22 protein-coding genes are annotated in these 26,079 nt (G+C 68.9%); 16 read left to right on the top strand and 6 right to left on the bottom strand.

Annotation, left to right across the window (positions count from 1 at the left end; translation table 11 throughout):
* Positions 1-99 precede the first annotated feature (99 nt).
* Together ACQUSX_RS05475 and ACQUSX_RS05470 are read right to left on the bottom strand one after the other, a co-directional pair.
* The gene (locus ACQUSX_RS05475) at positions 100-663 is read right to left on the bottom strand and encodes a GNAT family N-acetyltransferase (protein ID WP_428905947.1); all 564 of its coding nucleotides are present in this window, start codon (positions 661-663) and stop codon (positions 100-102) included.
* 31 nt (positions 664-694) lie between these two features.
* Entirely contained in the window at positions 695-1,396 is a 702-nt protein-coding gene (locus ACQUSX_RS05470; protein WP_428905946.1) for a FadR/GntR family transcriptional regulator, read from the bottom strand.
* A gap of 123 nt (positions 1,397-1,519) precedes the next feature.
* On the opposite strand from ACQUSX_RS05470, the gene ACQUSX_RS05465 reads away from it, so the two are divergent.
* The 7 genes from ACQUSX_RS05465 (at position 1,520) to ACQUSX_RS05435 (ending at position 9,002) form a co-directional block, all read left to right on the top strand.
* Entirely contained in the window at positions 1,520-2,818 is a 1,299-nt protein-coding gene (locus ACQUSX_RS05465; protein ID WP_428905945.1) for an ABC transporter substrate-binding protein, read from the top strand.
* A 71-nt stretch (positions 2,819-2,889) separates the two neighbouring features.
* Positions 2,890-3,813, top strand: coding sequence for a carbohydrate ABC transporter permease (locus tag ACQUSX_RS05460; RefSeq protein ID WP_428905944.1), 924 nt, complete (start codon positions 2,890-2,892; stop codon positions 3,811-3,813).
* Positions 3,810-4,706: a carbohydrate ABC transporter permease gene (locus ACQUSX_RS05455; RefSeq protein WP_428905943.1), complete on the top strand. Its 897-nt coding sequence runs from the start codon at positions 3,810-3,812 to the stop codon at positions 4,704-4,706. The genes ACQUSX_RS05460 and ACQUSX_RS05455 overlap by 4 nt, the downstream gene beginning before the upstream one ends.
* 8 nt (positions 4,707-4,714) lie before the next feature.
* A complete protein-coding gene (locus tag ACQUSX_RS05450) occupies positions 4,715-6,295 on the top strand; it encodes an amidohydrolase (RefSeq protein WP_428905942.1) in 1,581 nt (526 codons plus the stop codon).
* Positions 6,292-7,521, top strand: coding sequence for a M20 metallopeptidase family protein (locus tag ACQUSX_RS05445; protein WP_428905941.1), 1,230 nt, complete (start codon positions 6,292-6,294; stop codon positions 7,519-7,521). The genes ACQUSX_RS05450 and ACQUSX_RS05445 overlap by 4 nt, the downstream gene beginning before the upstream one ends.
* A complete protein-coding gene (locus ACQUSX_RS05440) occupies positions 7,511-8,053 on the top strand; it encodes a gluconokinase (RefSeq protein WP_428905940.1) in 543 nt (180 codons plus the stop codon). The genes ACQUSX_RS05445 and ACQUSX_RS05440 overlap by 11 nt, the downstream gene beginning before the upstream one ends.
* A 40-nt stretch (positions 8,054-8,093) precedes the next feature.
* Positions 8,094-9,002, top strand: coding sequence for an EamA family transporter (locus tag ACQUSX_RS05435; protein WP_428905939.1), 909 nt, complete (start codon positions 8,094-8,096; stop codon positions 9,000-9,002).
* Here ACQUSX_RS05435 and ACQUSX_RS05430 read toward each other — a convergent pair.
* On the bottom strand, positions 8,991-9,995 hold the full coding sequence (locus tag ACQUSX_RS05430) for a LacI family DNA-binding transcriptional regulator (protein WP_428905938.1): 1,005 nt from the start codon (positions 9,993-9,995) through the stop codon (positions 8,991-8,993). The genes ACQUSX_RS05435 and ACQUSX_RS05430 overlap by 12 nt on opposite strands.
* 137 nt (positions 9,996-10,132) lie before the next feature.
* On the opposite strand from ACQUSX_RS05430, the gene ACQUSX_RS05425 reads away from it, so the two are divergent.
* From ACQUSX_RS05425 to cydC, 5 genes are read left to right on the top strand one after another with little or no spacing between them, the layout of a single operon-like run.
* A complete protein-coding gene (locus ACQUSX_RS05425; protein WP_428905937.1) occupies positions 10,133-11,290 on the top strand; it encodes a glycoside hydrolase family 2 protein in 1,158 nt (385 codons plus the stop codon).
* Positions 11,291-11,341: 51 nt separating this feature from the next.
* On the top strand, positions 11,342-12,748 hold the full coding sequence (locus tag ACQUSX_RS05420; RefSeq protein WP_428905936.1) for a hypothetical protein: 1,407 nt from the start codon (positions 11,342-11,344) through the stop codon (positions 12,746-12,748).
* A gap of 49 nt (positions 12,749-12,797) precedes the next feature.
* Positions 12,798-16,331 (top strand): transcription-repair coupling factor, encoded by a 3,534-nt coding sequence (gene mfd, locus ACQUSX_RS05415; protein ID WP_428905935.1) that lies wholly within the window; start codon positions 12,798-12,800, stop codon positions 16,329-16,331.
* Between the two features lie 20 nt (positions 16,332-16,351).
* Entirely contained in the window at positions 16,352-17,158 is an 807-nt protein-coding gene (locus tag ACQUSX_RS05410) for an alpha/beta fold hydrolase (RefSeq protein WP_428905934.1), read from the top strand.
* A gap of 25 nt (positions 17,159-17,183) precedes the next feature.
* Positions 17,184-20,537 (top strand): thiol reductant ABC exporter subunit CydC, encoded by a 3,354-nt coding sequence (gene cydC / locus ACQUSX_RS05405; RefSeq protein ID WP_428905933.1) that lies wholly within the window; start codon positions 17,184-17,186, stop codon positions 20,535-20,537.
* A 52-nt stretch (positions 20,538-20,589) separates the two neighbouring features.
* On the opposite strand, the gene ACQUSX_RS05400 is transcribed toward cydC, so the two are convergent.
* Both ACQUSX_RS05400 and ACQUSX_RS05395 read right to left on the bottom strand, forming a co-directional pair.
* Positions 20,590-21,402, bottom strand: a complete 813-nt coding sequence (locus ACQUSX_RS05400) for a M56 family metallopeptidase (RefSeq protein WP_428905932.1) — start codon at positions 21,400-21,402, stop codon at positions 20,590-20,592.
* A gap of 19 nt (positions 21,403-21,421) precedes the next feature.
* Positions 21,422-21,778: a BlaI/MecI/CopY family transcriptional regulator gene (locus tag ACQUSX_RS05395; RefSeq protein WP_428905931.1), complete on the bottom strand. Its 357-nt coding sequence runs from the start codon at positions 21,776-21,778 to the stop codon at positions 21,422-21,424.
* A gap of 144 nt (positions 21,779-21,922) precedes the next feature.
* On the opposite strand from ACQUSX_RS05395, the gene ACQUSX_RS05390 reads away from it, so the two are divergent.
* The 3 genes from ACQUSX_RS05390 to ACQUSX_RS05380 are packed head-to-tail and all read left to right on the top strand — an operon-like array spanning position 21,923 to position 24,999.
* The gene (locus ACQUSX_RS05390; protein ID WP_428905930.1) at positions 21,923-23,524 is read left to right on the top strand and encodes a cytochrome ubiquinol oxidase subunit I; all 1,602 of its coding nucleotides are present in this window, start codon (positions 21,923-21,925) and stop codon (positions 23,522-23,524) included.
* A gap of 22 nt (positions 23,525-23,546) precedes the next feature.
* Entirely contained in the window at positions 23,547-24,584 is a 1,038-nt protein-coding gene (gene cydB, locus ACQUSX_RS05385) for a cytochrome d ubiquinol oxidase subunit II (RefSeq protein ID WP_428905929.1), read from the top strand.
* A 46-nt stretch (positions 24,585-24,630) separates the two neighbouring features.
* Positions 24,631-24,999 carry a nuclear transport factor 2 family protein gene (locus ACQUSX_RS05380; RefSeq protein ID WP_428905928.1) on the top strand — a complete coding sequence of 123 codons (369 nt, stop codon included), beginning with the start codon at positions 24,631-24,633 and terminating at the stop codon, positions 24,997-24,999.
* Positions 25,000-25,009: 10 nt separating this feature from the next.
* Here the strand turns inward: ACQUSX_RS05380 and ACQUSX_RS05375 are convergent, their stop codons facing one another.
* The gene (locus ACQUSX_RS05375; RefSeq protein WP_428905927.1) at positions 25,010-25,369 is read right to left on the bottom strand and encodes a VOC family protein; all 360 of its coding nucleotides are present in this window, start codon (positions 25,367-25,369) and stop codon (positions 25,010-25,012) included.
* A gap of 112 nt (positions 25,370-25,481) precedes the next feature.
* Between ACQUSX_RS05375 and ACQUSX_RS05370 the strand changes: the two genes are divergently transcribed.
* Positions 25,482-26,078 carry a gamma carbonic anhydrase family protein gene (locus ACQUSX_RS05370; RefSeq protein WP_428905926.1) on the top strand — a complete coding sequence of 199 codons (597 nt, stop codon included), beginning with the start codon at positions 25,482-25,484 and terminating at the stop codon, positions 26,076-26,078.
* The last annotated feature ends 1 nt before the right edge of the window (position 26,079 follow it).

Raw genomic sequence — 26,079 nt, 5'->3', positions numbered from 1 at the left:
CATCCTTTCACGTCCCACCCGCATTTCCGAGGGGTCAAGAAATGCCGGGTCGCGCCCACGGGATGCGGCAGTTTCGGACCCCTCGTGGGGTGAGGGGCGTCAGAGGACGGGCCAGTCCACAGGCGTTCGGTCGTCGGATGACAGCAGGCCGGCGATCCAGCCGTCGTCGCGGCCGCGGGCGCTGGTCAGGCCCTGCCGCAGCATCCCCTCGTAGCGGAAGCCGAGGGTGCGCGCGGTGCGGGCCGACGGGACGTTGCCGGCCACCGCCCGCCAGCTCAGGCGCACCAGCTTCAGCTCGTCGAAGGCGTAGTCGACGACCGCACGGGAGGCCTCGCCCATCACGCCCTGCCCTCGGAACTCCGCTGTGCCCCAGAAGCCGATCTCGGCCTCGCCGCCGTGCGGATGCGAGGCGATCTTGTGCAGCCCGATCATCCCGGCCAGCACATCGTCCTTGCGGATCGCCCACACGGTCTCCACGCCGTCCGCCCACCACCCGGCGACGAGGTCGACGAAGTCCAGTGCGTGCTGACGCGTGTAGGGGCTCGGCACGGTGGTCCAGCGAGGCACCTCCGGATCCTGGCAGGCGCTCGTGATGGCATCCGCATCCGCCACGGTCGGGATGCTGAGGACGAGTCGTTCTGTGCGCAGGGTCACCGGTTCCATCGGTTTAGCGTAGTCGGCCTGTGGCGGGTGACTAGCGCGGTGCGGCGACCTCAGCCACGGCGCTGCGCACCTCGGAGAGGATATCGCGCATCGCGTGCTCGGCGGTTGTCGCGTCGCGCTCCACGATCGCCTCAGCGACCGTGTGGTGCAGCTGGATCGCATCCGCGACGGGATGGTCTGGCATGAGTCCCACCTCGGAACGACCGTTAATCGCCGCGAGCACGGGCGTCGAGAGCGCAGCGTAAAGCTCGTTGCCGGAGTTCGTCAGGATCAGTTCGTGGAAGCGGGCATCGAGCTCGATGAACTCGGCGCGGCGTCCTGCCTGCCCGTGCTCCGCCATCCGCAGCGAGAGGTCGCGCAGCTCCAGAGCCGTCGACCCGTCGATGTGTTGCGCGGTAGAGGCGGCGGCGATTGGCTCGACGCCGAGCCGCAGCAGTGTCAGAGCCTCTAGCTGCCGGTCTCGATCCGGGCCGTTCAGGCGCCAGCGGATGACCTGCGAGTTCAGCACGTCCCACCGATTCATGGGCAGCACGATGATGCCGACGCGACGCCGCGACTCCAGCATTCCCAACGCCTCCAGCGACCCGACGGCATCGCGAGCCACGGAGCGAGATACGCTGTGGCGCACGCACACCTCGTCAAGGGTGAGCACGCGACTTGGGTTCAATTCGCCGTTTGCGATCGACTGTCCGAGCGTCTGCAGTAGCGCGCTGTGAAGAGGTGCTGTGGCCACATTCACTCCTTAGATCGGATCTAATGATTGCATAGATCGGATTTATTGTGCTACCATCGCCATCACGCGACCAGGTCGCACCCCCCGCACGTCCCCACATCGGTGTGAGAAATGGAGTCCTTAATGGCACGGATACTACGGCATGGCGTTCTCAGCGTGATGGCGGCGGGCATCGCCGCCATCACCCTCACGGCATGCGCCGCAGGCGGCGGCAGCGCCGGGGCCGGCGGCGGAGACGGGGGCGGGACGCTGCGCCTCACGCTCGCAAACCACGGCTGGACCGAGTTGGTCTCCGACCGCATCGACGAGTTCGAGAAGAAGACCGGCGTCAACGTGGAGATCACCACCTACGGCGAGGAACAGTTGACGGAGCAGTACAACGTCAAACTCAACGCGGGCGACAGCAGCATCGACGTCATGATGTACCGGCCGCCGTCGGAGACGCGTCTGTTCGCTCAGAACGGCTGGCTCGAAGACATCACTGACCGCGCGCAGTCCTCGAATGCGCTGGACTGGGGAGACTTCTACGACTCCAGCGTGCAGAACGTCTCGGTCGACGACCGCGTGTACGGCGTTCCCCTCGTCACTGAGCAGCAGGTGCTCTACTACCGCAAGGACCTCCTGGAAGCGGCCGGCATCGCTGTGCCGAAGACGCTGGACGAACTCGAGAAGGCTGCTGCCGCTCTGAACAAGGACGGCGTCTATGGATTCGTCGCGCGCGGCAAGCAGACTTCCCAGACGGCGCCCTACCTGCACACGTTCGGCGCCGACTGGACCGCAGACGACAAGGCGACCCTGGACACCCCCGAAGCGATCGAAGCCGTCGAGTACTACGGCAGGATGCTCCGCGAGTACGGCCCGCCCGGCGTCACCAACATGGCATGGCCCGAGGCGATCGCGATCTTCGCGCAGGGCAAGGCGGCGTTCTACACCGATGCCAACGTGCTCTATACGAACATCACGGACCCGGCAAAGTCGACTGTCGCTGACACGACCGGCTTCGCCGTGATCCCGGGCGGACCAGAGGGGCCACAGCCGTATAACGTCACCTCCTGGGGCCTAGCGATCAACCCGAACTCGCAGCAGAAGGACAACGCCTGGAAGTTCATTGAGTGGGCGACCTCTGCGGACATGGTGCTGGCCGCACAGCAGGAGGGTCTACTCGGAGCACGCAAGTCGGTGTGGGAGAACCCGGAGAGCCTCACCGGCGTGCCGGCTGACCTCGCCGAAGTCACCAAGGAGTCCATCGCGATTGACGGCGGCCGTGATCGTCCGGACGTGGTGCAGGTCAAGAAGGCCTCGGACATCTATCTGGCGATGGTCACGGCAGGCATCCTCGGCGAGGACGTGAAGTCTGCCGCGAAGAAGGCGAACACCGAACTCCAGCAGCTGCTGGACGAGGAAGCGTCACGCGCACGATGAAGGAACTGGAGCGGCGGCCCTGCGCCGCCGCTCTGGCATCCGCGGAACCGATCGAGAGCTGAGAGAACCGAATGACCACCGCCTCCGCTACGAACCCGGGGACCCGGCTCTGGGCCTGGGCTAACCGGCACACGAAATGGGTGCTGTCGCTGCCGGCCGCCGTCTTCGTCCTGCTGATGCTGATCGTCCCACTGGGATACACGATCTATCTCAGCTTCATGGACGCTTTCGGATCCGTGCGCAAGCCGCTGAAGTTCGTCGGATTCGACAATTACGTCTACATCTTCACCAACGGCGAGCGGTTCTGGCCCGCTGTCTGGCGCACCTTCATCTATTCAGTTGCGACGGTCGGCATCGAGCTGGTGCTGGGCCTGGCGATCGCGCTGCTGCTGCGGCAGGCATTCCGCGGCCAGTCGTTCGTGCGCTCTGTGATCCTGCTGCCACTCGTCGCCACGCCGGTGGCGGTGGGCATGGCCTGGCTACTCATCTTCGAACCGACTATCGGGGTCGCGAACCAGTTCATGCGGATGCTCGGACTGCCCGCACAGGACTGGCTCGCTTCTCCGAGCCAGGCGCTGCCGACGCTGATCTTCATAGACGTCTGGCAGTGGACGCCGATCATGGTCGTCATCCTGCTGTCAGGGCTGGTCGTCCTCCCGGAGGAGCCCTACGAGGCCGCACAGGTCGACGGCGCAGGGCCGGTCCAGGTGTTCCGCTTCATCACGCTGCCGATGCTCGCGCCCGCGATCATCACGGCGGTGTTGCTGCGGTCGATCGACGCGATCAAGACGTTCGACATGATCTACGCGACCAAGGGGCCCGGCGGCGGCACCCAGCACGAGGCCGAGACGCTGAACATCCTCGCCTACGACCTGAGCTTCAACTACAGCGAGTACGGCCGGGGATCGGCCTTGCTCGTCTTCTTCTTCATCGTCATCCTGTTCATCGTCTATCTGCTCGCGAAGCTGCGTGAGCGCTGGGGGGCCGTCCTGTGAGCACCATCGTCGCCGAGCCGAGCACCCGCGCCGTCGTCGCGCCCGGCGCCCCCGGGCCGCAACGCGGTCTGTCCCGCAAGAGCCGCCGCCGCGCGTGGGGCGCTGTCCGCGGCGTCCTCATCGCGCTGGTCACCGTCGCCTTCGGCTTCCCGCTGGTGTGGATGCTGATCGCGTCATTCCAGCCCAGCATCGTGATCACGTCTCCGGACTCGATCTCGAAGTTCCAGTTCACCGTTGAGAACTTCGTCAACGTGTTCGCGAAACAGCAGTTTGCGTTCTTCGCGTGGAACAGCTTCTTCATCGCCGCGTCCACGACGGTCCTGTCCTTGGTCATCGGAGTCCCAGCGGCGTATGCGATCGCCCGCTGGAGCATGAACAGGTCCTCGTTCGTGGTGCTGATCGCTCGCATCGTGCCCGGGATCAGCCTGCTCGTGCCGTGGTACTACATCTTCGCCCAGATCGGCCTGGTGGACAGCTACGCGGCGCTCATCCTCACGCACATGTTCGTCGGTCTTCCGCTCGTCGTGTGGATCATGATGAACACCTTCGAGGCACTCCCTGCCGAGTTGGAGGAGGCGGGGCAGATCGATGGCCTGTCGCAGATCGGGGCTTTCGTGCGCGTCGCGGTGCCTCTCGCGGCGCCGGGAATCGCCACCGCGACCGTCCTCAGTATGATCTTCAGCTGGAACAACTTCCTCTTCGCGCTCGTGCTCTCCGGGGCGACGACGAAGACGCTGCCGGCCGCGATCTTCAACTTCATCTCGTACGCCTCGATCGACTGGGGCGGGCTGATGGCAGCGGCGGTCGTGATCACGGTTCCCGTGATGCTCATCTCGCTGTTCATGCAGCGCTACATCGTGAGCGGCCTCACCGGCGGTGCGACAAAGGGATGAGCAGTCTCATGCGCATCGAGGACTGGACGCCGGCAGGCGGCGGGGATTCGATGCGAATCGACATCACGCACGGACGGATCTCGGCTATCGAGCCGATGCAGATGCCTTCGGTCGGCCGACCCGACCGGACCGTCGACGCAGCAGGCCGCCTGCTGTTGCCGGGTTTCGTCGATGCGCACGCGCATGTCGTCGAAGCTGGTGTGGAGATGCTCCGGTGTGACATGACCGGATGCTCAGACGCCGACGAGACGTTACGCGCGGTGGCAGAGTTCGCCGGGCGGAACAGCAGCGACTGGATCATCGGCCGCGGTTGGGAGCTCGCCCACCTGCCCGCAGAAGTTCGCTCGCTCAACCTGATCGATAGCCTCACCGGCGCGGTGCCGGCATATCTGAACAATGCCAACGGGCACTGCGCGTGGGTCAACAGCGCGGCACTGCGCATTGCAGGGATCGACCGCGCCACGCCGGATCCGGCCGGCGGCGTGGTCGGTCGTGACGTGCACGGGGATCCGGACGGGATGCTGTACGAGAGCGCGATGAATCTCGTCGCCGACCTGCTGCCGACGCTCTCCGCCGTCGAGAAAAGAGCGGGGCTCCGCGCCGCGGAGTCTCTGCTGCACAGCTACGGCGTCACCGCCTGGCAGGAGGCGATCGTCGGCGACTACGTGCCGACCACCGACGTGCTCGATACGTTGCGCGAGGGCGTGCGGTCGGGCGAGGTGCGCAGCCGGGTCAACGGCGCCCTGTGGTGGCCGCGCGGGGTCGGTGAGGAGGCTCTGGACGAGGTGCTTGCTCAGCGCGCGCTCGCGGGCGAAGACCCGCGCTTCCGCTGCGATGCGGTCAAAATCATGTACGACGGCACGGCCTCCAGCAGAACGGCGGCGACGATCGCCCCCTATCTCGATGCAAAGCAGCCGGAGACCTTCTTCACCCCGGCGCAGCTGAGCCGGATCGTCGCTGCAGCGGACGGCGCAGGGCTTGACGTGCACATTCACGCCAATGGCGATCGCGCAGTGCGAGACGCCGTCGACGCGATCGCGCAGCTCGGCCCGGAGATGCGGCGGGACCGGCGGCATCAGATCGCGCACCTGAACCTCGTTCGCGACGAAGAGATCCGCCGCATGGCGGCGCTGGGCGTGATCGCCGTCGTGCAGCCGCTCTGGGCACACTGTTCTGCCAAGATCGTCGACCATGTGCTCGCTGGCCTTGCTGCGGGCGATGCCGGGCGCCTGTACCGGTTCGGCTCGATGGCGGTCGCCGGCGTGCCACTGGCTTCCTCTAGCGATTGGCCGGTGTCGACGCCGAATCCCTGGCCGGCAATGCACACCGCGGTGCATCGCACGGCATACGGGGCAGAGCACGAACCGCTGGTTGCCGACGAGGGGCTGGGGCTGTTTGCCGCCCTGCGCGCGGCCACGGCTGGCGGGGCACGGGCGCTGCGTCGTGAGGCGGAGATTGGGAGCATCAGGGCGGGTGCGGCCGCCGACCTCGTGCTGCTGGACCGCGGCTGGACCGAGCTGGAAGAAGACATCGGGGGCGCGGTCCCCGACATGACGATGATCGACGGGGAAGTGGTGTTCGAGCGATGAGTGCGGATGCGAGACTGGACGAGACGGCGATCGCCGCTGCGGTGGAACGTGCGATCGTGCTGCGACGCCGGATGCACCGGCACCCGGAGACCGGGTTGCGGCTTCCGCGCACGCAGACGCTGGTCGCTGATGAGTTGCGCGCCTTGGACATACCATTGGTCCTCGGCCGGTCGTCGGACTCGGTCGTCGGCCTCATCCGGGGAGGTCGCCCGGGACCGACGGTGCTGCTGCGCGCCGACATGGACGCGCTGCCGATTGATGAGGAGACGGACCTTCCGTTCTCCTCAGAGACGCCGGGTGCGATGCACGCCTGCGGTCACGACCTGCACACAGCAGGCCTGCTCGGCGCGGCGGCGCTGCTCCGCCGTGCTGCCGAGGAACTCGCAGGCGCCGTGGTGCTGATGTTCCAGCCCGGAGAGGAAGGCTGGTTCGGTGCAAGGCACATGATCGATGAGGGCGTGACCGGTCCTCCCTCCAACGGCCTGCCTGCGCCGTCGCGGGCGTTCGCCCTGCATGTGAACCCCTGGTATCCGCTGGGGACGGTCAACATGCGGGGAGGTGCGATCCTGGCTGCCGCGGACACGTTCCGGATCGTGCTGACGGGTGCCGCAGGCCATGGCAGCGCGCCGCACGCCGCGGTGGACCCGATCCCCGCCGCGTGCGAGCTTGTCGGCGCGATCCAAACGATGGTCGCACGCACCAACCCGCCGTTCGACCCGGCGGTGGTCTCAGTCACCGGTCTGGCTGCCGGCAGCGCTGAGGCCCGTTCGGCGATACCGGGGAGCGCGGAGATCACCGGAACTTTCCGGACCCACTCCGTGGCACGTCGTGTCGCGACCGAAGCGGGATTGCGCGGACGCGCAGCCGGCATCGCCGCGGCGCACGGGCTCGATGTCGAAGTGGAGATCCATCGCGGGTATCCTGCGACGCTGAACGATCCTGCCGTCGTCGACGCACTGCGCCCCGTGCTCGAACTCCGGATCCCAGCGGGGGTGAACATCTTGGCCGACCCGCTCATGGGCAGCGAGGACTTCTCGTACGTGCTCGAGCAGATCCCCGGCGTCCTCGCTTTCGTCGGCACGACGCCGGTCGAGAAGCTGGCAGAAGGGTGGCCGGCCGACAATCACTCGGCACGGGTGGATTACGACGAGCGTGCGGTCGATGCCTTCATCCGGGCGCATCTCGCGTTCGTGGCGGCGCATCAGACGGGCGAGCATGCGGCTTGAGCGGGGTGCGGCGCCGCGTGCGGTCGTTGTCTTCGGGGTGGCTGGTGTTGGCAAGACCAGCGCGGCGCGGCGTCTGGCTGAGCGGATGGGCGCCGCGTTCGCGGACGCGGACGACTACCACGACCGGAGACTGATCGCGCAGATGAGTGCCGGCATACCTCTCGAGGATGAGGACCGCTGGGAATGGCTGTGGCGCTTGCGCGGGCTTACGGATGCCGCGCTGCAGCGCGGGGAATCGATCGTTCTCGCGTGTTCGGCGCTGAAGACCGCCTATCGCGACATCCTCCGCGGCGACGGCGCGGACACGATTTTCGTCGAACTCGCGCTGCCCAGAGTCGCATTACAGCGACGCATCGCTGCGCGCACCGGCCATTTCATGCCGGCGTCGATGCTCGACTCACAGTTGATGTCGTTCGAGCCGCTTACCGAAGCTGAGCGGGCTGGCGGGTCATTCGTCGTGTCGGCAGCGTCGGGGGTCGACGACGTCGCCGACGAGATCATCGCGCATCTCGACGCGGGCATCCGCCGATAGTCTGAGGCGGTGGCACGGTGCCGCCGGGACGGAGTGGAACGTGTCGGCGCACCGATCTTCGCCGAGAGGCGTGCTGTTCTCGCTGCTCGCGTCGACGCTGTTCGCGGGCATGTTCTACCTCGCGGGGATCGTCAGCTCATCGGCCGAGGTCGTCTTCGCCTGGCGGGTGCTGCTCACGATCCTCTGCTACGCCGCGGCGCTGCTGCACCCGGCCGCGAGACTGGCTCTGGCCGTGCTGTGGCGGCGGCTGCGCGCCCGGTGGTGGATGCCGCTGCTGAGCCTGCTGCTGACCGGGATCGTCGGCGTGCAGCTGTGGCTGTTCATGTGGGCGCCGATGCACGGCCACGGGCTCGACACAGCGCTGGGCTACCTGCTGCTGCCGATCTGCCTGGTGCTCGGCGGGCGATTCCTGATGAAGGCGCACGTCAGCCGGATGCAGTGGCTTGTCGTGGCCCTCGCCGCGGTCGCGGTGGCGGTGAAGCTGGCGGCCACGCCGCAGCTGTCGTGGGTCACGCTCGTGATCTGCATCCCGTACACGGTCTATTTCGTGCTTCGCCAGCGCTTCGGACTCGACGGCGCGATCGTCTTCGGCTTCGAGATGGCGGTGCTCGCTCCGCTCGCCGTGCTGCTGCTGGTGATCGCGGTGCCCGTGCATCCGACGCCTCTCGAGATCACGGCACTGGCCGGCATCGGCTTCGCCAGCGCGCTGGCGATGACGCTCTACCTGGGCGCCTCGTCACTGCTGTCCATGCCGGTGTTCGGGCTGCTCGGCTACGCCGAGCCGGTGATGCTCGTCGGGATCTCGCTGCTGCTGGGGGAGCGGATGCAGGGAGCGGACGGCCTGGTCTACGGCATCCTGGCCGTCGCACTGACACTGCTGGCGGTGGAGGGGTTCCGTGCCGCGAGGCGGCCGCGCAGCGGGCCGGACCGGGGCGCGTCAGCGGCCTGAGCTCTCCCGGGTGATCAGTCGGTAGGAGACGTCGATGTTCTCGGGCTCGCGGTCGGCGTCGTCGAGCAGCGCGAGGACGTTGTCGACGGCCTGCGCGGCGATCGCCTGCTTGTCCGGCGCGATCGTGGTCAGCGACGGCACCGAGTACTCCGCCTCCTGCACATCGTCGATCGAGACCGTCGCGACCTCCTCGGGCACGCGGACGCCCCGGTCGGCGAAGGCGCGGATCGCTCCGAACGCGAGCAGGTCGGTGAAGCACACCAGCGCATCGAAGCGGATGCCGTCGTCCCAGGCCTGGGCGATGCCGTCGAGCCCCGCCTTGCGGCCGAACCGGTCGGTGTAGAGCACCAGCTCCGGATCGAACGCGATGCCGGCCTCGTCGAGCGCCAGGCGGTAGCCGTCCAGGCGCAGCCGCGAACTGCGGTACTTGTCGGAGTGGTAGGCGCCGAGCGTGGCGATGCGCCGGTGTCCCCGCTCGATCAGGTGGCGCGTGATGTCCGCGGTCGCGCGGATGTTGTCGATGGCCACGCTCGTGTAGCGGGAACTCGAGATCTGTTCGCCGATCAGCACGGTCGGCACGGTGGGCGGCGTCTCGTACAGTTCGTCCTTCGTCATCGACATCGGCGAGAAGATGAGGCCGTCGACGATGTGGGAGCCGAGGTCGCGCAGCACGCGGACCTCGTTCTCGCGCACCCCGCCGGTCTGCGTGGCGATCACGGTGTACCCGCGCTCCTGCGCGGCGAGCTCGACCAGCTCGCTGAGCTCGGCGAAGTACGGCTGCGACAACTCGGGCACGGCGAAGCCGAGGATCCGCGTCCTGCCCTGGCGAAGGCGGCGCGCCGAGATGTTCGGCCGGTATCCGAGCTCCTCGATCGCGGCCAGTACGCGCTTGCGGGTCGAATCGCGCACGTGCACGAAGTCGTTGACGACGTTCGAGACCGTGCGCGGCGAGACGCCGGCAAGTTCGGCGACATCGTTCAGGCTCGCGCCCATCTGCACCCCCTTCGGTTCGCTCCCATCCTGGCAGAACCGCTTGACATCGCATATGCAACGTGGCAAGAAAGTAACCCCAGCACCTGAGGGGTGGGGTCGCACCGCCCCACCCCTCTCTCCCTCGGAAGCAGGCCCCCATGTCGACCGCCCCTCGTCCCGTCCTCAGCCTCGACGGCGTCTGGCAGCTGCACGTCCCCAGCGACGCCGCGACCCACGAGGTCGTCGTGCCGGGTGCGTGGACTGCACAGCTCCCCGGCTTCGGGGACTCGCACGAGAGCGTGCGCTACGAGCGCTCGTTCCACGCGGATGTCGAGCCGGCTCGCAGGCTGTTCCTGTGCTTCGGCGCGGTCAATCACACGGCTCACGTGCAGGTCAACGGGATGCACGTGGGGTCGCATGAGGGGGCGTGGGAGCCGTTCGAGTGCGACATCACGGATGCCGTGACGCCAGGTGCCAACACGGTGGAGGTCACCGTGTCGTATCCACCGCGCTACGGCACAGCGCACGAGCCGGGATTCCTCGAGCACCCGACCGGCAAGCAGTCCTGGTACGGCACCACCGCTGGCATCTGGCAGTCGGTGACGCTCGAGGAGCGTCACGCGGCGCACGTCACCGAGCTGACGGTGAAGTCGGATGCCACGAGCGGGGCCATCGCGATCGGTGCCGGCGTGTCCGATGCATCGGCCGATGCCGCCGTCGTGCGGGTGCTGCGCGCCGGCGTCGAAGCGGCCGCCGCAGAGCTGCCCGTTCAGGACGGGCGGATCGCGGGTCGGATCGTGGTGAGCGAACCCGCGCTGTGGGACATCGACGCACCGCAGCTGTACACCGTCGAGGTGTCGCTGCGCGCCGCGGGGAAGACGGTCGACGTCGTCTCCCGCGAGACGGGCTTTCGCACCTTCGCCGCGCAGGACGGCAAGTTCCTGCTCAACGGGCGCGAGCTGTACCTGCGCGCCGTGCTCGATCAGGACTATCACCCGGGCGGCACATCGGTGGTGGACGACTTCGACGCGTGGGAGCAGATGCTCCGCGAGACGAAGGCCCTCGGGTTCAACATGCTCAGGGTGCACATCAAGCGACCCGATCCGCGGTACTACGAGATCGCCGACCGACTCGGCCTCCTCGTCTGGACCGAGCTGCCCAGCTGGATGACGTGGACTCCCGACGGCGCAGCCGCCGGTCATGCGCTGCTGAAGCGGCTCATCGACCGTGACGGCCACCACCCCAGCATCGTCATCTGGACGATCATGAACGAGTCGTGGGGAATCGACCTGGCCAGCGCCACCCAGCGGGAATAGCTGCGCGAGGTCTTCGACGACATCGAGCGGCACGCATCCGGCTCGCTGGTCGTGGACAACTCCGCGTGCGAGCCGAACTTCCATGTGCGCACGCACATCGACGACTACCACGTCTACCGCGGCATCCCCGAAGCCCGCCGTGTCTGGGATGCGAAGATCGCCGACTTCGCAACGCGGCCGGACTGGACCTTCTCACCGCACGGTGACGCGGAGCGCACCGGTCGCGAGCCGCTCGTGCTGAGCGAGTTCGGCAACTGGGGTCTGCCGCACGCCCTCGACCAGTACGACGCCGACGGCTCCGAGCCGTGGTGGTTCGCGCTCGGAGCGGACTGGGCGTTCGGCGCAGCCGAGGGCACCGGACTCATCGAGCGGTTCCGCGCGCTCGGTCTCGAGGACGTCTTCGGCTCGTGGGAGGCACTGGTCGGTCAGCTGCACCGCGCACAGCTCATCGCGAATCGATACCAGACCACCAGCATCCGACTGCACGACGACATCAGCGGCTACGTCCTCACGCAGCTCAGCGACGTGCAGTGGGAGGCGAACGGCCTGTTCGACATGAACCGCGCGCTCAAGACCGGCACCAGGGAGTACGCGCTGGCGAACGGCGAGCACGCGATCGCCCTCCGTCCCGAGGCGTACAGCGTGTTCGCCGGCGACCAGCTCGCGGTGCGCGTCGACTCGCTGCCGTCGCCGCAGGGGCTGCCGGCCGGGTCAGTGCTGCGCCTCGTGCTGGACGGTCGCACGGTGCACGAGGAACCGCTCGGCGCGCAGCGCGAGCAGCGGATGCTGCGCATCGAGCTGCCGGCCACGACTGCCCAGGTGCTGGTCGAGGCAGAGCTGCACGCCGATGGCGAGTTGATCGCCCGCGACGCCGCCGACGTGCTCGTCATCGAGCGTGCGGCGTGGGGCGGCGAGGCGGTGCGCGCCGGTGACGCGCAGGTCGCCGAGTGGCTGACCGCTCTGGATGTTCCGGTCGCCGATGAGGCCGGGCTCCTGGTCGTTCGCGTCTTCGGGCCCGAGGCCCAGCAGCACGCCCGCTCCGGCGGTCGGGTCCTGGTGCTCGCGGAGGACGCCGGCGCTCTCGGCGGCGCCTTCGACTACCTGCCGTCGGCGCGACTGACATCCCGTGCCGGAGACGGCGACTGGGTGCCGCGGACGGAATGGCTCGATCGCCGCGGAGCGTTCGCCGGCGTGCCGGGCGACACCGTGCTCGGCATCGCCTTCGAGGATCTGCTCGGGTCGCTCGTGATCAGCGGCATCCCCGGTCCGCTGCGCCCGGCGATCGTGCACTCGGCCATCTTCTCCGGCTGGCTGCGCGGCGCCGCAACGAGCACGGCGACCGTGCGATGGAGCCAGGGCGCTGTCACGATCAGCACCCTGCGGGCGCGTGAGGCGCTCGCCCTCGCCCCCGTTGCGCGAGCGGTGGGAATCGGGCTGCTGCGCGCGGCACTGGCCTGATGCCACGCTCGAGAGCCGGAGTGTCCGAGCCCGGCAGTAGACTTCTCCGGTGACTGTTCCGGGGATTCTGCGCGCCTTGGAAGAGGCGAACCTGTACCGCGACGCCCTCACCTGGGCGCAGACCGATGCCGACATCTCGGCGGTCGACGGGCTCGACGTCCCGATCGTCGCCGGGCTGCTGAACAAGCGCGCAGCGGCCGGGCATCCGGCATCCGCTCTCGTGGTCACCCCCACCGGGCGCCGTGCGGAGTCGGTCGCCGCCGCGCTCGGCTCGTACCTGCCGGATGCTGAGATCCTGACGTTCCCCGCGTGGGAGACACTGCCGCATGAACGGCTGAGTCCGAGCCCGGACACGGTCGGCCGGCGACTGAGCACGCTGCGCCGGATCACCACCTGGAACGGCGAGAAGCCGCTGGTGATCGTCGCCTCGGTGCGCGCCGCCCTGCAGCCGCTGGCTGCCAACCTGGGTGCGGCCGCTCCGCTCGAACTGAAGATCGGCGGTCGGGGGATCGAGCTCGAGCAGGCGGTCGAGCAGCTCGTCGAGCGCGCGTACACCCGCGTCGACATGGTCTCGCGCCGTGGTGAGTTCGCCGTCAGAGGTGGCATCCTCGATGTCTTCCCGCCCACGGCCGACCACCCGCTGCGCGTGGAGTTCTTCGGCGACGAGATCGATCAGATCCGCGCGTTCTCGGTCGCCGACCAGCGCTCGCTGCCCGGGGACGTCGAAGGTGTCGAGCTGCCCGCCAGCCGCGAGCTGCTGCTGACGGCGGACGTTCGCGAGCGCGCCGCGGCTCTCGTCGGCGGGTTCCCGGCGCTTGCCGGGATGCTCGAGAAGATGTCCGAGGGCATCCCCGTCGAGGGCATGGAGTCGCTGCTTCCCGCGGTGTCCGGCCCCCTGATGACCCTCGCCGAATACCTGCCGGAGGGGTCGGCGACGGCGGTCATCGACCCCGAGCGCGCCAGCGGACGCGCGCAGAATCTCGGCGAGACCAACCGCGAGTTCCTCGACGCCGCGTGGAGCGCGGCGACCTCCGGGGCATCCGCCCCCATCGACCTCGGCGCCGGCGACTTCATCTCGCTCGCGCGACTGCGCGAGATCGTGCGCGACCGGGACGGCGTGTGGTGGCGACTCAGCCCCTTCGCGACCGACGATGAGGATGCCGCGAACCTCGACTCCTCGGTGATCCCGTCCTTCCACGGCAACGTCGACGGTGCGATCGCATTCGTCGAGGCCCGCCTGGGGGAGGGCTGGCGCGTCGTCGTCCTCGCCTCCGGACAGGGGCTCGTCGAGCGAGCGCGTGACGTGCTCAGCGACCGCGGACTGGCCGCCCGCATCGTGGCGGACCTCACCGAGGTTCCCGAGGGCGGCGTCGCGAGCCTGGTCGCGGCGACGGTCGAGTCGGGTTTCCAGGTGCCGGATGCCCGGATCGCGGTCCTCACCGACAACGAGTTCTACGGCCGCACCATCGGCGGCGACCAGCGGATGGTCAAGAAGCTCGCCTCCCGTCGCCGGAACGTCGTCGATCCGCTGCAGCTGAAGCCGGGCGACTTCGTGGTGCACACCACGCACGGCATCGGCCGCTTCGTCGAGATGACCAAGCGCGAGGTGTCCTCCGGCGGGCGCAACGCGGTCAAGACCACCCGCGAGTACCTGGTGCTGGAGTACGCGCCGTCCAAGCGCGGCTATCCCGGCGACAAGCTGTTCGTGCCCACCGACCAGCTCGACCTGCTCTCGAAGTACGTCGGCGGCGAGGCGCCGACCCTGTCGAAGATGGGCGGCAGCGACTGGTCGGCGGCCAAGGGCAAGGCGCGCCGGGCCGTGCGCGACATCGCCGTCGAGCTCGTCAAGCTGTACTCGGCGCGGATGAGCTCGAAGGGGCACGCCTTCGGACCGGACACGCCCTGGCAGCGCGAGCTGGAAGAGGCGTTCCCCTTCGCCGAGACGCCCGATCAGCTGCAGACGATCGACGAGATCAAGGCTGACATGGAGCGGCCGATCCCGATGGACCGGCTGCTCAGTGGCGACGTCGGATTCGGCAAGACCGAGGTCGCCGTGCGCGCGGCGTTCAAGGCTATCCAGGAGGGCAAGCAGGTCGCAATGCTGGTGCCCACCACCCTGCTGGTCAAGCAGCATCTCGAGACGTTCACCGAGCGCTTCGCCGGTTTCCCCGTGAAGGTGCGCCCTCTCTCGCGGTTCCAGACCGACAAGGAGGCGCGGCTCACCCTGCAGGGACTGCTCGACGGATCCGTCGACATGGTCATCGGCACGCACCGCATCCTCACCGACCAGGTGATCTTCAAGGACCTCGGTCTGATGATCATCGACGAGGAGCAGCGCTTCGGCGTCGAGCACAAGGACGCGCTGAAGAAGATGAAGACGAACGTCGACATCCTCGCCATGAGCGCCACGCCCATCCCGCGCACGCTCGAGATGGCCGTCACGGGCATCCGCGAGATGTCGACCCTGCAGACCCCGCCGGAGGACCGGCATCCGATCCTCTCCTTCGTCGGTCCCCGCAGCGACAAGCAGATCGGCGCGGCGATCCGCCGCGAGATCCTACGCGAAGGCCAGGTGTTCTTCGTGCACAACCGGGTGCAGTCGATCCAGCGGGTGGCGGCCGAGCTCGCCGAGCTGGTTCCCGAAGCGCGCATCGCCGTCGCGCACGGCAAGATGGGCGAGCACCAGCTCGAGCAGGTCGTCGACGACTTCTGGGAGCGCAAGTACGACGTGCTCGTCTCGACCACGATCATCGAGACCGGCCTCGACATCTCGAACGCGAACACGATCATCATCGACCGGGCCGACAAGTACGGTCTGTCGCAGCTGCACCAGCTCCGCGGGCGCGTCGGCCGTGGCCGCGAGCGCGCCTATGCGTACTTCCTCTACGACGAGATGAAGCCGCTCAGCGAGACCGCCGCCGATCGACTGCAGACCATCGCCGTGAACAACGACCTCGGCTCGGGCATGCAGGTCGCGCTGAAAGACCTCGAGCTGCGCGGCGCGGGCAACCTGCTCGGCGCGGAGCAGGCCGGTCACATCGCCGGCGTCGGCTTCGACCTGTACCTGCGCATGATCGGCGAGGCCGTGGCGACGTTCCGGGGCGAGGACACGAGTTCCGAAGTCGAGCTGCGCCTCGAACTGCCGGTGGATGCCCGCATCCCCGAGCACTACATCGACAGCGAGCGACTGCGGCTGGAGGCGTATCAGAAGCTCTCCGCCGCGGCGGGCGCGGGCGCCGCCGACGACGCCATCGACCTCGTGGTCGAGGAGCTCGTCGACCGGTACGGCGCCTTCCCCGATGAGGTGACCACGCTCGTGCAGATCGCGCGCCTGCGCCGCCGCGCCGCGAAGGCGGGACTGAGCGATGTCGTCGCGATGGGTTCGAACCTGCGCATCGCGCCGGCTCGCTTCGAGGACTCGATGAAGGTGCGCCTGCAGCGGCTGTATCCGAAGGCGAAGATCCTCGGCGGTTCAGAGGCGCTGATCGTGCCGATGCCCGTCGACGCCGACCTGATCGAGTGGGTGGGCAGCCTGTTCACCGCCATGTTCCCGGAGCCGGTAAAGGCCGCCGCCGGGGTCTGAGCTGGGTTACGGTCGAGGACATGGCCACTCCCGATCGCACGCTCCATCGTCCCGGCGCGAGCATCCGCTTCCACGACGGCGGCGGAACAGGGCGGCCGGTCGTCTTCCTGCATGGTGCGGGCATGGATCACACCATGTTCCTGGCACAGGCCGAAGCGGTGCAGGCCGCCGGATTCCGGCCGGTGCTCTGCGACCTGCGCGGGCACGGTCGGTCGGAGATGAACACGGGCATCCGATTCACCGCCGACGATGCGCTCGCCGACGTCACTGCGCTGCTGGACGCCCTCGAACTGCATCGGCCCGTCCTCATCGGACATTCCCTGGGCGGGAACCTCGCGCAGGCCTGCGTGCGGAGGCATCCGCAGCGGACCGGCGGGCTGGTCGTCATCGACTCGACGTGGAACGCGGGCCCTCTGAACGCCCTGGAGCGCTTCGCACTGCGGCTCGCCGCACCGACGCTCGCGCTGATCCCCGCCTCCAGGCTGCCGATGCTGATGGCGAGGGCCTCGGCGGTCGATCCCGACGCGATCGCAGCGACCGCGGATGTGTTCGCGCGGATGCCGAAGAAGGTCTTCCTGGATGTCTGGCGCGCCACCGCCTCGCTGGTCGATCCGGATCCGGAATACCGTACTCCCGTTCCGCTTGGACTGATCCGCGGCGCGGAGGATCGCACCGGCAACATCGCGTCGGCCATGCCCGCCTGGGCGGATGCCGAGGGTGTCGTCGAGCGGATCATCGAGGGGGCGGGGCACGTGGTGACTCTGGATGCCCCTGAGAAGACCACCCTCGCCATCCTGGAGCTGCTCGAGGGCTTCGCGTCGACCTGACTTCTACGCGATGTAGAATTATGGGGTGAGCGCATCCCCGACACCGAACGATCCATGGGTGCTCGAGGCCGCCCGCGTCGCGCAGGCGCCCGCCGCTCGCCGTCCTGACCTCAGTGCCGTCCCCCGACGTGCGCTGTACGCGCTCGGCGTGCTCGCGGCGTCCAGGGCGGTGGGACTCGTGCTCATCGCCGAAGCGGTCGCCCGAGGCATCGCCGCGCTCGCCGATGGATCCCTGACTCCGCCCGTCGTGCAGCTCAGCCTCATCCTGGGCCTTGCCGGCGCGCTGCTGCGCGCGGGTGGCGAGTGGGCGTCGTCGGTGATCGCCCGCCGCGTCGCCACGAGCGTCAAACGAGATCTGCGCAGCAGGCTCTGGCGCCGCATCGCTTCGGGGGACCGCTCCGGCGGCGGCACGGCGGTGCTGGCATCCGACGCTCTGGACGACCTCGACGACTACTTCATCCAGTCCCTGCCCGCGTTCGTCTCAGCTGCCGTGGTGCCGCTGCTGATCGGCATCCGCATCCTCGGCGCGGACTGGCTCAGCGCGCTGGTCATCGTGCTCACCGTGCCGCTGGTGCCGCTGTTCATGACCCTCATCGGCAAGCACACGCAGCAGCGCACCGATGAGGCTCTTAGCGCGCTCACCCGGCTCGCCGACCACCTCACCGAGCTCGCCCGCGGGCTCCCTGTGCTCGTCGGGCTGGGTCGCGTCGACGAGCAGACCCGTGCACTCGACGGCGTGCAGAGCCGCTATCGGGCACGCACCGAGGAGACGCTGCGCTGGGCGTTCCTGTCCGCTCTCGCGCTCGAGCTGATCGCGACGATCTCGGTGGCCGTCGTGGCTGTGTTCCTCGGGCTGCGGCTGCTGAACGGCACCATGGCGCTCGAAGCGGCGCTGATCGCGCTGATCCTCGCACCGGAGTGCTTTCAGGCGCTGCGCGATGTGGGCTCGGCCTTCCACGCCTCGCAGGACGGGCTCTCCGCCCTCGACCGGGCGAAGGCGCTGCTGGCCCGGCCACTCGCGCGCGACACCCGCCGGCGCGATATCGCACCCGCCGGCGTGGTCCGCCTGGACGAGCTCAGCGTGCGCTACGACGGACGAGCGCGACCGGCCCTGCGCGCGCTCACCGCCGAGGTGAGCGGCATCACCGCGATCACGGGTCCCAGTGGCGCGGGCAAGTCCACCCTGCTCGGCGCGCTGGCCGGCGTCCTGCCCGCGGACGCCGAGATCTCCGGAACGATCAGCGGCATCGAATCGGATGCCGTCGCCTGGGCACCGCAGGCACCCCGCGCCTTCGCCCAGACGCCTCGTGCGGAGCTCGCTGTGTACGGTGCGGGTGTCGAGGCGCTCGACGAGCTCGGTCTCGCGGATCGGGCAGATGCGGCCGTCGCCGAGCTCAGCCCCGGTGAGCTGCGCCGTCTCGCCGTCGCCCGCGCCCTCGCCCGAGTGGACGCCGGAGCGGGGCTGCTCGTGCTGGATGAGCCCACGGCCCACCTCGACCCCGTCGCCGCGCAGCGCGTGCGCGACGCCGTGCGTCGACGCGCGGATCGCTGTGTGATCGTGCTCGCCAGCCACGAACCCGAGACGCTCGCACTCGCGGACCGGCTGATTCCGGTGCAGGAGACGCCGCAGCATTCGCCAGGAATCCAGGTCGATTCCACTTCCACAGGACAACCCGCCGCCAGACAGCCTGTGGAATCGCATTCGCCCGGCGAAATTGCCGCGCGTGATGACATCCGTCGCCTCACTCTCACCTCGCTGCTGCGACCGCAGGGCTGGCTGTGGGCTGCGTCCATCGCGCTCGCCGCGCTGGCGGCGGGCCTGGCGGTGTCGCTGACCGCGGTCTCCGGTTGGCTGATCGTGCGCGCCAGCGTCGAGGAGTACATCATGTACCTGCTCGTCGCGATCGTCGGCGTGCGCGCGTTCGGCGTCGGCCGCGCCGCCGGCCGGTATGCGGAGCGGCTCGTGACGCACCGTGCGGCGTTCCAGACCGTAGATGCCCTGCGCCTGCGGCTGTGGCGGGCGATCGCCGCGCGAGGAGCGGGTTCGCGTCGCCTCCTGGAGGGCGGCGCGCCCCTCGACTACCTCGTCACCCTGGCCGATGACCTGCGCGATCAGCTGCCGCGGGTGATCCCGCCGCTCGGCGCCGGTCTGCTCGTCATCGCCGGGACGACTGTGACCGCGGCGTACGTCACGCCCCATCTCGCCGTGCTCATCGGCGTCGTCCTGATCGCTGCGACGGCCCTGGGGTCGATCCTGGCGATCGTCTCGGAGAAGGGCGCCGGCACCGCGCGCATCACGGCACGGTCGGAGATAGTGCGGGGCACATCAGCCCTGGCATCCGCCGCTGAAGACCTGCGCGCCAACGGCGTAGCCGACGCGGCGCTCGGCGAACTCAATGCCGCCGCCGGACGTCTCGCCGACGCCGAGCGGCGAGCGGCATGGTCGGCGGGGCTGGGAACGGCGGTCATCACGGTGGCCACCTCGGGTCTCGCCGTGCTCGTGCCGCTGCTGTCCGGCGCGCTCCCGGCCGAGTCCGCATCGGTGCTCGCTCTGCTGTGCCTCGCCCTGCTCGAACCGCTCGCCGCCTTCGTCGCGGCGGTGCATCGGATGCCCTCGCTGCGCGCACTGCTGCGCCGGCTCGATCCGATCCTGCAGCCCGCGCCCACGGCGCGATGGGGGAGTGATCGGCCGGACGCCACCGAGCGGCTCGACCTGGATGCCGTCACGATCCGCTACCCCGGCGCACGCGTTCCCGCAGTCGAGGGCGTGAACGGCCATGCCGTGCGCGGACGCTGGCTGGTGCTGGACGGGCCCTCGGGCTCAGGCAAGTCCACCCTGCTGTCCGCTGTGATGGGCGCCGTCCCCGTCGAGAAGGGGGCGATCAGGGCGGATGGAAGCGCGCTGACCACCCTCGATGAACGAAGCTGGCGCAGCCGGGTCGCCTGGTGCCCGCAGGACGCGTACGTGTTCGATTCCACGCTGCGGGGCAACCTCATGCTCGTCCGTTCGCGGGACGACGCGCCGGATGACGCGGCGATGCGCAGCGCCCTCGCGCGCGCGGGACTGACGGATCTGCTCGCCGGTCTCGCGGATGGACTTGACACGCCCGTCGGCGCCGGCGGGTCGGCGCTGTCGGGTGGGGAGCGTCAGCGCCTGGCCGTCGCCCGTGCGCTGCTGACCCGGTCGGAGGTCATCCTGCTGGACGAGCCGACCGCGCATCTCGACGAGCCCACCGCGGCGGCCATGATGGCCGACGTCCGCGCGGCCACGGCCGACCGGATCGTGATGCTCGTCTCGCACCGTGCGGCCGATCGGCAGCCGGACGACGACGTCGTGCGGCTGCGCGCCACGGCGGTCGGCGAGCTCGCGCTGCGCTGAGCCGGGGCGGTCGTGCCAGTGCCAGTGCCAGTGCCAGTGCCAGGGCGCCGCGTCAGGCCGCGAGGCGGCGGAACCGGTCGCTCACGCGGGTCGAGCCCGACACCGGCTGCTCGGCCCCCGCAGCAGAGAGTCCGCCGGCACCCACCTGCAGGATCGCCCGCGCGAGCACCTCGTCACGCACTTCGCGGCGCGCGTGATCGTCGGCGAGCATCTCCACGAGGGCTGCGACCTCCACCTCGGCTCGCGCGGCGATCGGGAACCAGGGGAGCGCGGATCGCCACGCCCGGAACGCGAGCAGCAGCAGATCGTGGCGCTGCTCGACGTGCGCACGCTCGTGGGCGATCACTGCGACCAGCTCATCCGCGTCCAGGCGGTCGAGCAGGCCCTGCGAGAGCACGGTCACCGACCGGGCGCCGTTGGGCAGGCAGTACGCGACGGGCACGGCATCATCGATCACCCGGGTGCGAGCACGGGTCGGATGCGGGGATGTGAGCAGCTCGAGCAGGGCGAGGTGGCGATGGCGCTGCCGCGTGACCTGCACGATCGTCACACTCAGGTGGGCGAGCAGGTACACCGCGAACGCCGCCGCGGGGATCAAGGCCAGCCAGGGGTGATCCGGCGCCGCCGAGTACCCCGCCAGTGCCAGCGCGCCGATCATCGACAGTCCGCCGGCGAGACCGATGGCCTGCCACAGCAGCAGTGCCATGACGGGCGTGCGCATCGGCCACGAGGCGCGCGAGAGCATCACGGGCACCGGCCAGGCGAGGGCGAGTGCGATCGCGCCGAGGACGACGGCGGCGGCGATCACCACGCCGTGCGGGATGACGAGGGCACCGGCCATCGCGGAATCGACGTCCGTCAGCATCCCGATCATCGGCGGCGAATCAGCTCGTGCGTCCGAGCAGCTGTCTCAGGATCGCGGCGTCTTCCGGCGAGACACCGCCGACGAAGCGCTCCAGCACGGCCGTGCGATCGGCGGAGTCGCCCAGCACGGAGTGCATCAGCTCGGCCACATGTTCGGCGCGCGAGGCGACCGCGGTGTAGCGGTGCGGCCGCGACGAGCGCTCCGAGGTGACGAAGCCCTTCTTCTCCAGACGCGACAGCACGGTCAGCAGGGTGGTCGCGGCGAGGGAGCGGCCGGCGGATTCGAGCCGGTGCTGCACGTCGTAGGCGCTCAGCGAGCCGTCAGCGTCCCAGAGCGCGTCCATGACCGCGCGCTCAAGCTCTCCGAGCGTTCCCATGTCGCCTCCTCCGTGGTGTGCTCCTGCGGTTCTGATTCTACCATCCGTCGAAATTGTTCTATGCTCCGTCGAAGTAGTTCTACATGACGTAGAATTCAGATGGCGGCGGCGTGAGCCGGCGCCCGCACCGAGAGGAGATTCTGCGTGGACGTGCTCGACATCGCCAGGTGGCAGTTCGGAATCACCACCGTCTACCACTTCCTGATGGTTCCGCTCACGATCGGGCTGGGCATGATGGTCGCCATCATGCAGACCCGCTGGGTGCGCACGGGGGATGAGAAGTTCCTGCGCATGACGAAGTTCTGGGGCAAGGTCTACCTGATCAACTTCATCGTCGGCGTCGCCACCGGTCTCGTGCAGGAGTTCCAGTTCGGCATGGCCTGGAGCGAGTACTCGCGCTTCGTCGGCGACGTCTTCGGCGCACCGCTGGCGATGGAGGGCCTGCTGGCCTTCTTCGTCGAATCGACCTTCCTCGGCATCTGGATCTTCGGGTGGGGGCGCCTGCGCAAGGGGCTGCACCTCGCGGCGCTCTGGTGCGCCGTCATCGGCTCGTGGATCTCCGCCTACTTCATCATCGTCGCCAACTCCTGGATGCAGCACCCTGTCGGCGTCGAACTGGGCGCCGACGGACGCCCGGTGATGACCGACATCTGGGCCGTCCTCACCAACAGCACCGCGATCGCGGCCTACACGCACACCATCCTCGGCGCCCTGGTCGTCGCCGGGATGTTCCTGATCGGCATCTCGTGGTACCACCTGTGGCGGCGCCGTCACGACGGGATCGACACCGTCGACGACGCCGGTCACGTCGTGGTGGGGGAGTCGGGTGCTGCGCCCGGGCGCGACCGGAAGGACCACGGCGTCTGGATCTGGTCGCTGCGCATGGGCGCGATCGTCGCGATCCTCGGGTTCATGGGCACGGTCGTCACCGGCGACATCCAGGGCAAGCTGATGTACGAGCAGCAGCCGATGAAGATGGCTGCCGCCGAGGCCGCCTGTCACACCGGCTCGTCGTTCTCGGTGCTCTCGCTGGGCGATCCCGGCTCGACCGACTGCGGCGACGTCGTCACGCTCATCGAGATCCCCGGTGTGCTGGGCTTCCTGGGAACCGGCGAGTGGGGTGCCGACATGCCGGGCATCCGTGATCTGGAGCCGCAGTACGTCGACCAGTACGGCGAGACGATCCCGGATGATGCGCTCTACGGCGCGCACGCCGGCGCCGAGGTGAACTACGTCCCCGTCATGTGGGTGACCTACTGGGGATTCCGGCTGATGATCGGCCTGGGCGGCATCGTCGCCTTCGGCGCCGTGGTCGCGCTCTGGCTGACCCGCAGAGGCACTGTGCCGCGCTCGCCGTGGATCATGCGGCTCGCACTGCTCGGCATGGTCGCGCCTTTCGCGGCGAACATCGCAGGCTGGATCTTCACCGAACTCGGACGACAGCCCTTCGTCGTGGCGCCCAACCCCGACCCGTCCGGGATCGACGGCGTCTTCATGTTCACCGCCGCGGCAGTCTCACCGGGCGTGACCGCCGGCGAGATGCTCTTCTCGGTGATCACGCTGAGCGTCGTCTACGGAATCATGCTCGTGATCGAGGGGTACCTGATGGTCAAGTACGTCCGCGGCGGCGTCGCGGCATCCATGCCCGAGCTGACCGCACCCGCCGCTGACGACCCCGGCTCCGGCGGCGACGGCGGCGACTCCGACCCCGACAAGCGCGACGATGTGCTCGCGTTCGCGTACTGAGCCGATCGAGAGGAACTGAGAAATGGAAACCCTTCCCGTCGTCTGGTTCATCGCGATCGCCGTGCTGTGGATCGGCTATCTGCTGCTCGAGGGCTTCGACCTCGGCGTCGGCATGCACATGATCTTCTCCACGCGCTCCGAGCGCGACCGTCGCGTGATGCTCAACACGATCGGCCCCGTCTGGGACGGCAACGAAGTGTGGCTGATCACGGCGGGTGCCGCGATGTTCGCAGCCTTCCCCGCGTGGTACGCCTCGCTGTTCTCGACGCTGTACGTACCGCTGACGATCGCCCTGGTGGGACTGATCGTCCGCGCGGTCGGCATCGAGTACCGCGGCAAGATCCACACCGAGCGCTGGCGCACCTTCTGGACCCGGATGATCGGCCTCGGCTCGCTCATCGTCGCCTTCTGCATCGGCGCCGCGCTCGCGCTGACCTCCACCGGCCTGCCGATCGACGCGAACGGCGACCGCGTGGGCGGACCGTTCGTCTGGCTCACCCCGGCCGCCGTGCTGGGCGGGCTGGCCGTGGTCGGCTTCGCACTGGCGCACGCTGCGACCTTCCTCGGGCTCAAGGCCGACGGTCCGGTGCGCGAACGCGCGGGTCGCTTCGCCGCTCGCTGGGCACCGCTGTGCCTGGTGCCGGCGGCGCTCTGGGCGCTCTGGGTGCAGCTCGCCCACGGCGGCAGCGTGCTGTCGTGGACGTTCATCGTGCTCGCCGTGGCAGCGGCGGCGTTGGGCTGGCGAGCCGCGCGCAGGCGCAGCGAGGGGCGCGCGTTCATCGGGTACGCCGGATTCGGGCTGTTCGGTGCGGGCGCGATCTTCGCCGGGATGTTCCCGCTGCTGCTGCCCTCGACGATCGACTCCGCCTTCGACCTCACGATCTGGAACGCCGCGAACGGGTCGTACACGCTCGGTGTGATGACGATCGTCGCCGCGGTCTCGCTGCCGGTGATCCTGCTGTACCAGGCGTGGAGCTACTGGATCTTCCGCAAGCGGGTGACGCCGGGCATGATCCCGGAGGTGCACATCGTCCTCCCGGCGGTCCTCCGCGCGCGGTGAGGCAGCGGGCGTTCACAGCGAACGGGCACGCCGTTATCGTCGAGGCATGACTTTCGAACTCGACGACCTGCTCGCCCTGGAGCGCGAGGGGTGGGATGCCCTGTGCGGCTCGACCGGCGGCGCGTTCTACGGCGATCTGATGTCGGCCGACGCGGTGATGATCCTGGTGAACGGCATGGTGCTCGATCGTGACGCCGTGGCCGCCTCGCTGGGCGGCGCGCCGCCGTGGGACCGGTACGAGCTGTCGGATGCCCGCAGCATCCCGATCGGTGCGGAATCCGCCGCCCTCGTCTACCGCGCCCGCGCGGAGCGCGACGGAGAAGTGCCATTCGATGCCCTGATGACCAGCGTCTACACCCGCGACGAGGACCGCATCCGCCTCGCCCTGTATCAGCAGACGACGATCCCTCGCTGATCCCCGCTCGTCATCCCTGAAAGCCGAGGTACAGCAGCGTGCCGTCGGGATCGCGAACCTGCGCGACCCTCTCGCCCCACGGCTTGTCGTTCGGCGCCTCCACCGAGACCGCGCCCGCCTCGACCGCGGCAGAATAGGCGCTGTCGACGTCATCCACGTACAGCCAGATCGCCAGCGAATCGCCGCTTTCGGCATCCGGCTCCAGACCGATGCCGATCAGGCCTCCGCCGACCGTGAGCGCAACATAGACCTCCCGGCCTTCGTGCTCGAAGCGATAGTGCACGGATGCCGAGAACGCGCGCTGGTAGAAGTCGACCAGTCGCGGCAGGTCTGTCGTGCGGAGAATCGGGAACAGCCTGGTCACTGTCATGCCGCGAACGTATCGCCGCGCCAGGGGCAACACAAGGGGATCAGCGGATCATGGCGCGGCCCATCCGGCACATCAACCCGCGGCGACGCGGACCGAGGGCTATCCTGGCGGCATGATGTACGAGCACCTCGGGGCTCGGCCCCGCATCCACGACACCGCCGTCGTGGCGCCGACCGCTGTGATCTCGGGCGACGTCGAGATCGGACCGAACTGCCAGGTGCTGCATGGCGCCGTGATCACGGCCGAGGGCGGCCCGATCACCCTGGGCGAGCACGTGATCGTGATGGAGAACGCGCTGATCCGCGCGACGGCCGCCAATGCGGTTCACATCGGCGATCACACGCTCATCGGAACCCTGGCGAGCATCGCCGGGGCGACGGTCGGCGAGGAGGTGTTCTTCGCATCCGGCGCGCGCGTGTTCAACGGGGCACTCGTCGGCTCGCACTGCGAGATCCGCGTGAACGCGATCGTCCAGCGCAAGGCCGTGCTGCCCGAGGGCACAGTGCTACCGATCGGATGGGTCGCCAGTGGAGACCCCGTACAGCTGTTCTCACCGGACCGGGCCGAGGAGATCGCCGCCGCGATGCCCGACCTGGACTTTCCCGGCCACGTCTTCGGCGTCGACCGCGACACCCCGGATCTGATGGTGCAGCTCACCGAGCGCTACGCCAGCTCGCTGGCCCGCCACGCCGACGACCGCCGGCTCTGAT

The organism is Microbacterium alcoholitolerans, assembly GCF_050408615.1.
Classification (GTDB): Bacteria; Actinomycetota; Actinomycetes; order Actinomycetales; family Microbacteriaceae; genus Microbacterium.
This window is presented reverse-complemented; position numbering and strand designations above follow the sequence as displayed.

What these genes read in the sequence shown, in the direction of transcription:
- ACQUSX_RS05370 (WP_428905926.1), top strand. Translation starts at nt 25,482, where the DNA reads ATGATGTACGAGCACCTCGGGGCTCGGCCCCGCATCCACGACACCGCC.
- ACQUSX_RS05465 (WP_428905945.1), top strand. Translation starts at nt 1,520, where the DNA reads ATGGCACGGATACTACGGCATGGCGTTCTCAGCGTGATGGCGGCGGGC.
- cydB (WP_428905929.1), top strand. Translation starts at nt 23,547, where the DNA reads ATGGAAACCCTTCCCGTCGTCTGGTTCATCGCGATCGCCGTGCTGTGG.
- ACQUSX_RS05430 (WP_428905938.1), bottom strand. Translation starts at nt 9,995, where the DNA reads ATGGGCGCGAGCCTGAACGATGTCGCCGAACTTGCCGGCGTCTCGCCG.
- ACQUSX_RS05475 (WP_428905947.1), bottom strand. Translation starts at nt 663, where the DNA reads ATGGAACCGGTGACCCTGCGCACAGAACGACTCGTCCTCAGCATCCCG.
- ACQUSX_RS05380 (WP_428905928.1), top strand. Translation starts at nt 24,631, where the DNA reads ATGACTTTCGAACTCGACGACCTGCTCGCCCTGGAGCGCGAGGGGTGG.
- ACQUSX_RS05375 (WP_428905927.1), bottom strand. Translation starts at nt 25,369, where the DNA reads ATGACAGTGACCAGGCTGTTCCCGATTCTCCGCACGACAGACCTGCCG.
- ACQUSX_RS05460 (WP_428905944.1), top strand. Translation starts at nt 2,890, where the DNA reads ATGACCACCGCCTCCGCTACGAACCCGGGGACCCGGCTCTGGGCCTGG.
- ACQUSX_RS05395 (WP_428905931.1), bottom strand. Translation starts at nt 21,778, where the DNA reads ATGGGAACGCTCGGAGAGCTTGAGCGCGCGGTCATGGACGCGCTCTGG.
- ACQUSX_RS05425 (WP_428905937.1), top strand. Translation starts at nt 10,133, where the DNA reads ATGTCGACCGCCCCTCGTCCCGTCCTCAGCCTCGACGGCGTCTGGCAG.
- ACQUSX_RS05450 (WP_428905942.1), top strand. Translation starts at nt 4,715, where the DNA reads ATGCGCATCGAGGACTGGACGCCGGCAGGCGGCGGGGATTCGATGCGA.
- ACQUSX_RS05400 (WP_428905932.1), bottom strand. Translation starts at nt 21,402, where the DNA reads ATGCTGACGGACGTCGATTCCGCGATGGCCGGTGCCCTCGTCATCCCG.
- ACQUSX_RS05445 (WP_428905941.1), top strand. Translation starts at nt 6,292, where the DNA reads ATGAGTGCGGATGCGAGACTGGACGAGACGGCGATCGCCGCTGCGGTG.
- ACQUSX_RS05410 (WP_428905934.1), top strand. Translation starts at nt 16,352, where the DNA reads ATGGCCACTCCCGATCGCACGCTCCATCGTCCCGGCGCGAGCATCCGC.
- ACQUSX_RS05440 (WP_428905940.1), top strand. Translation starts at nt 7,511, where the DNA reads ATGCGGCTTGAGCGGGGTGCGGCGCCGCGTGCGGTCGTTGTCTTCGGG.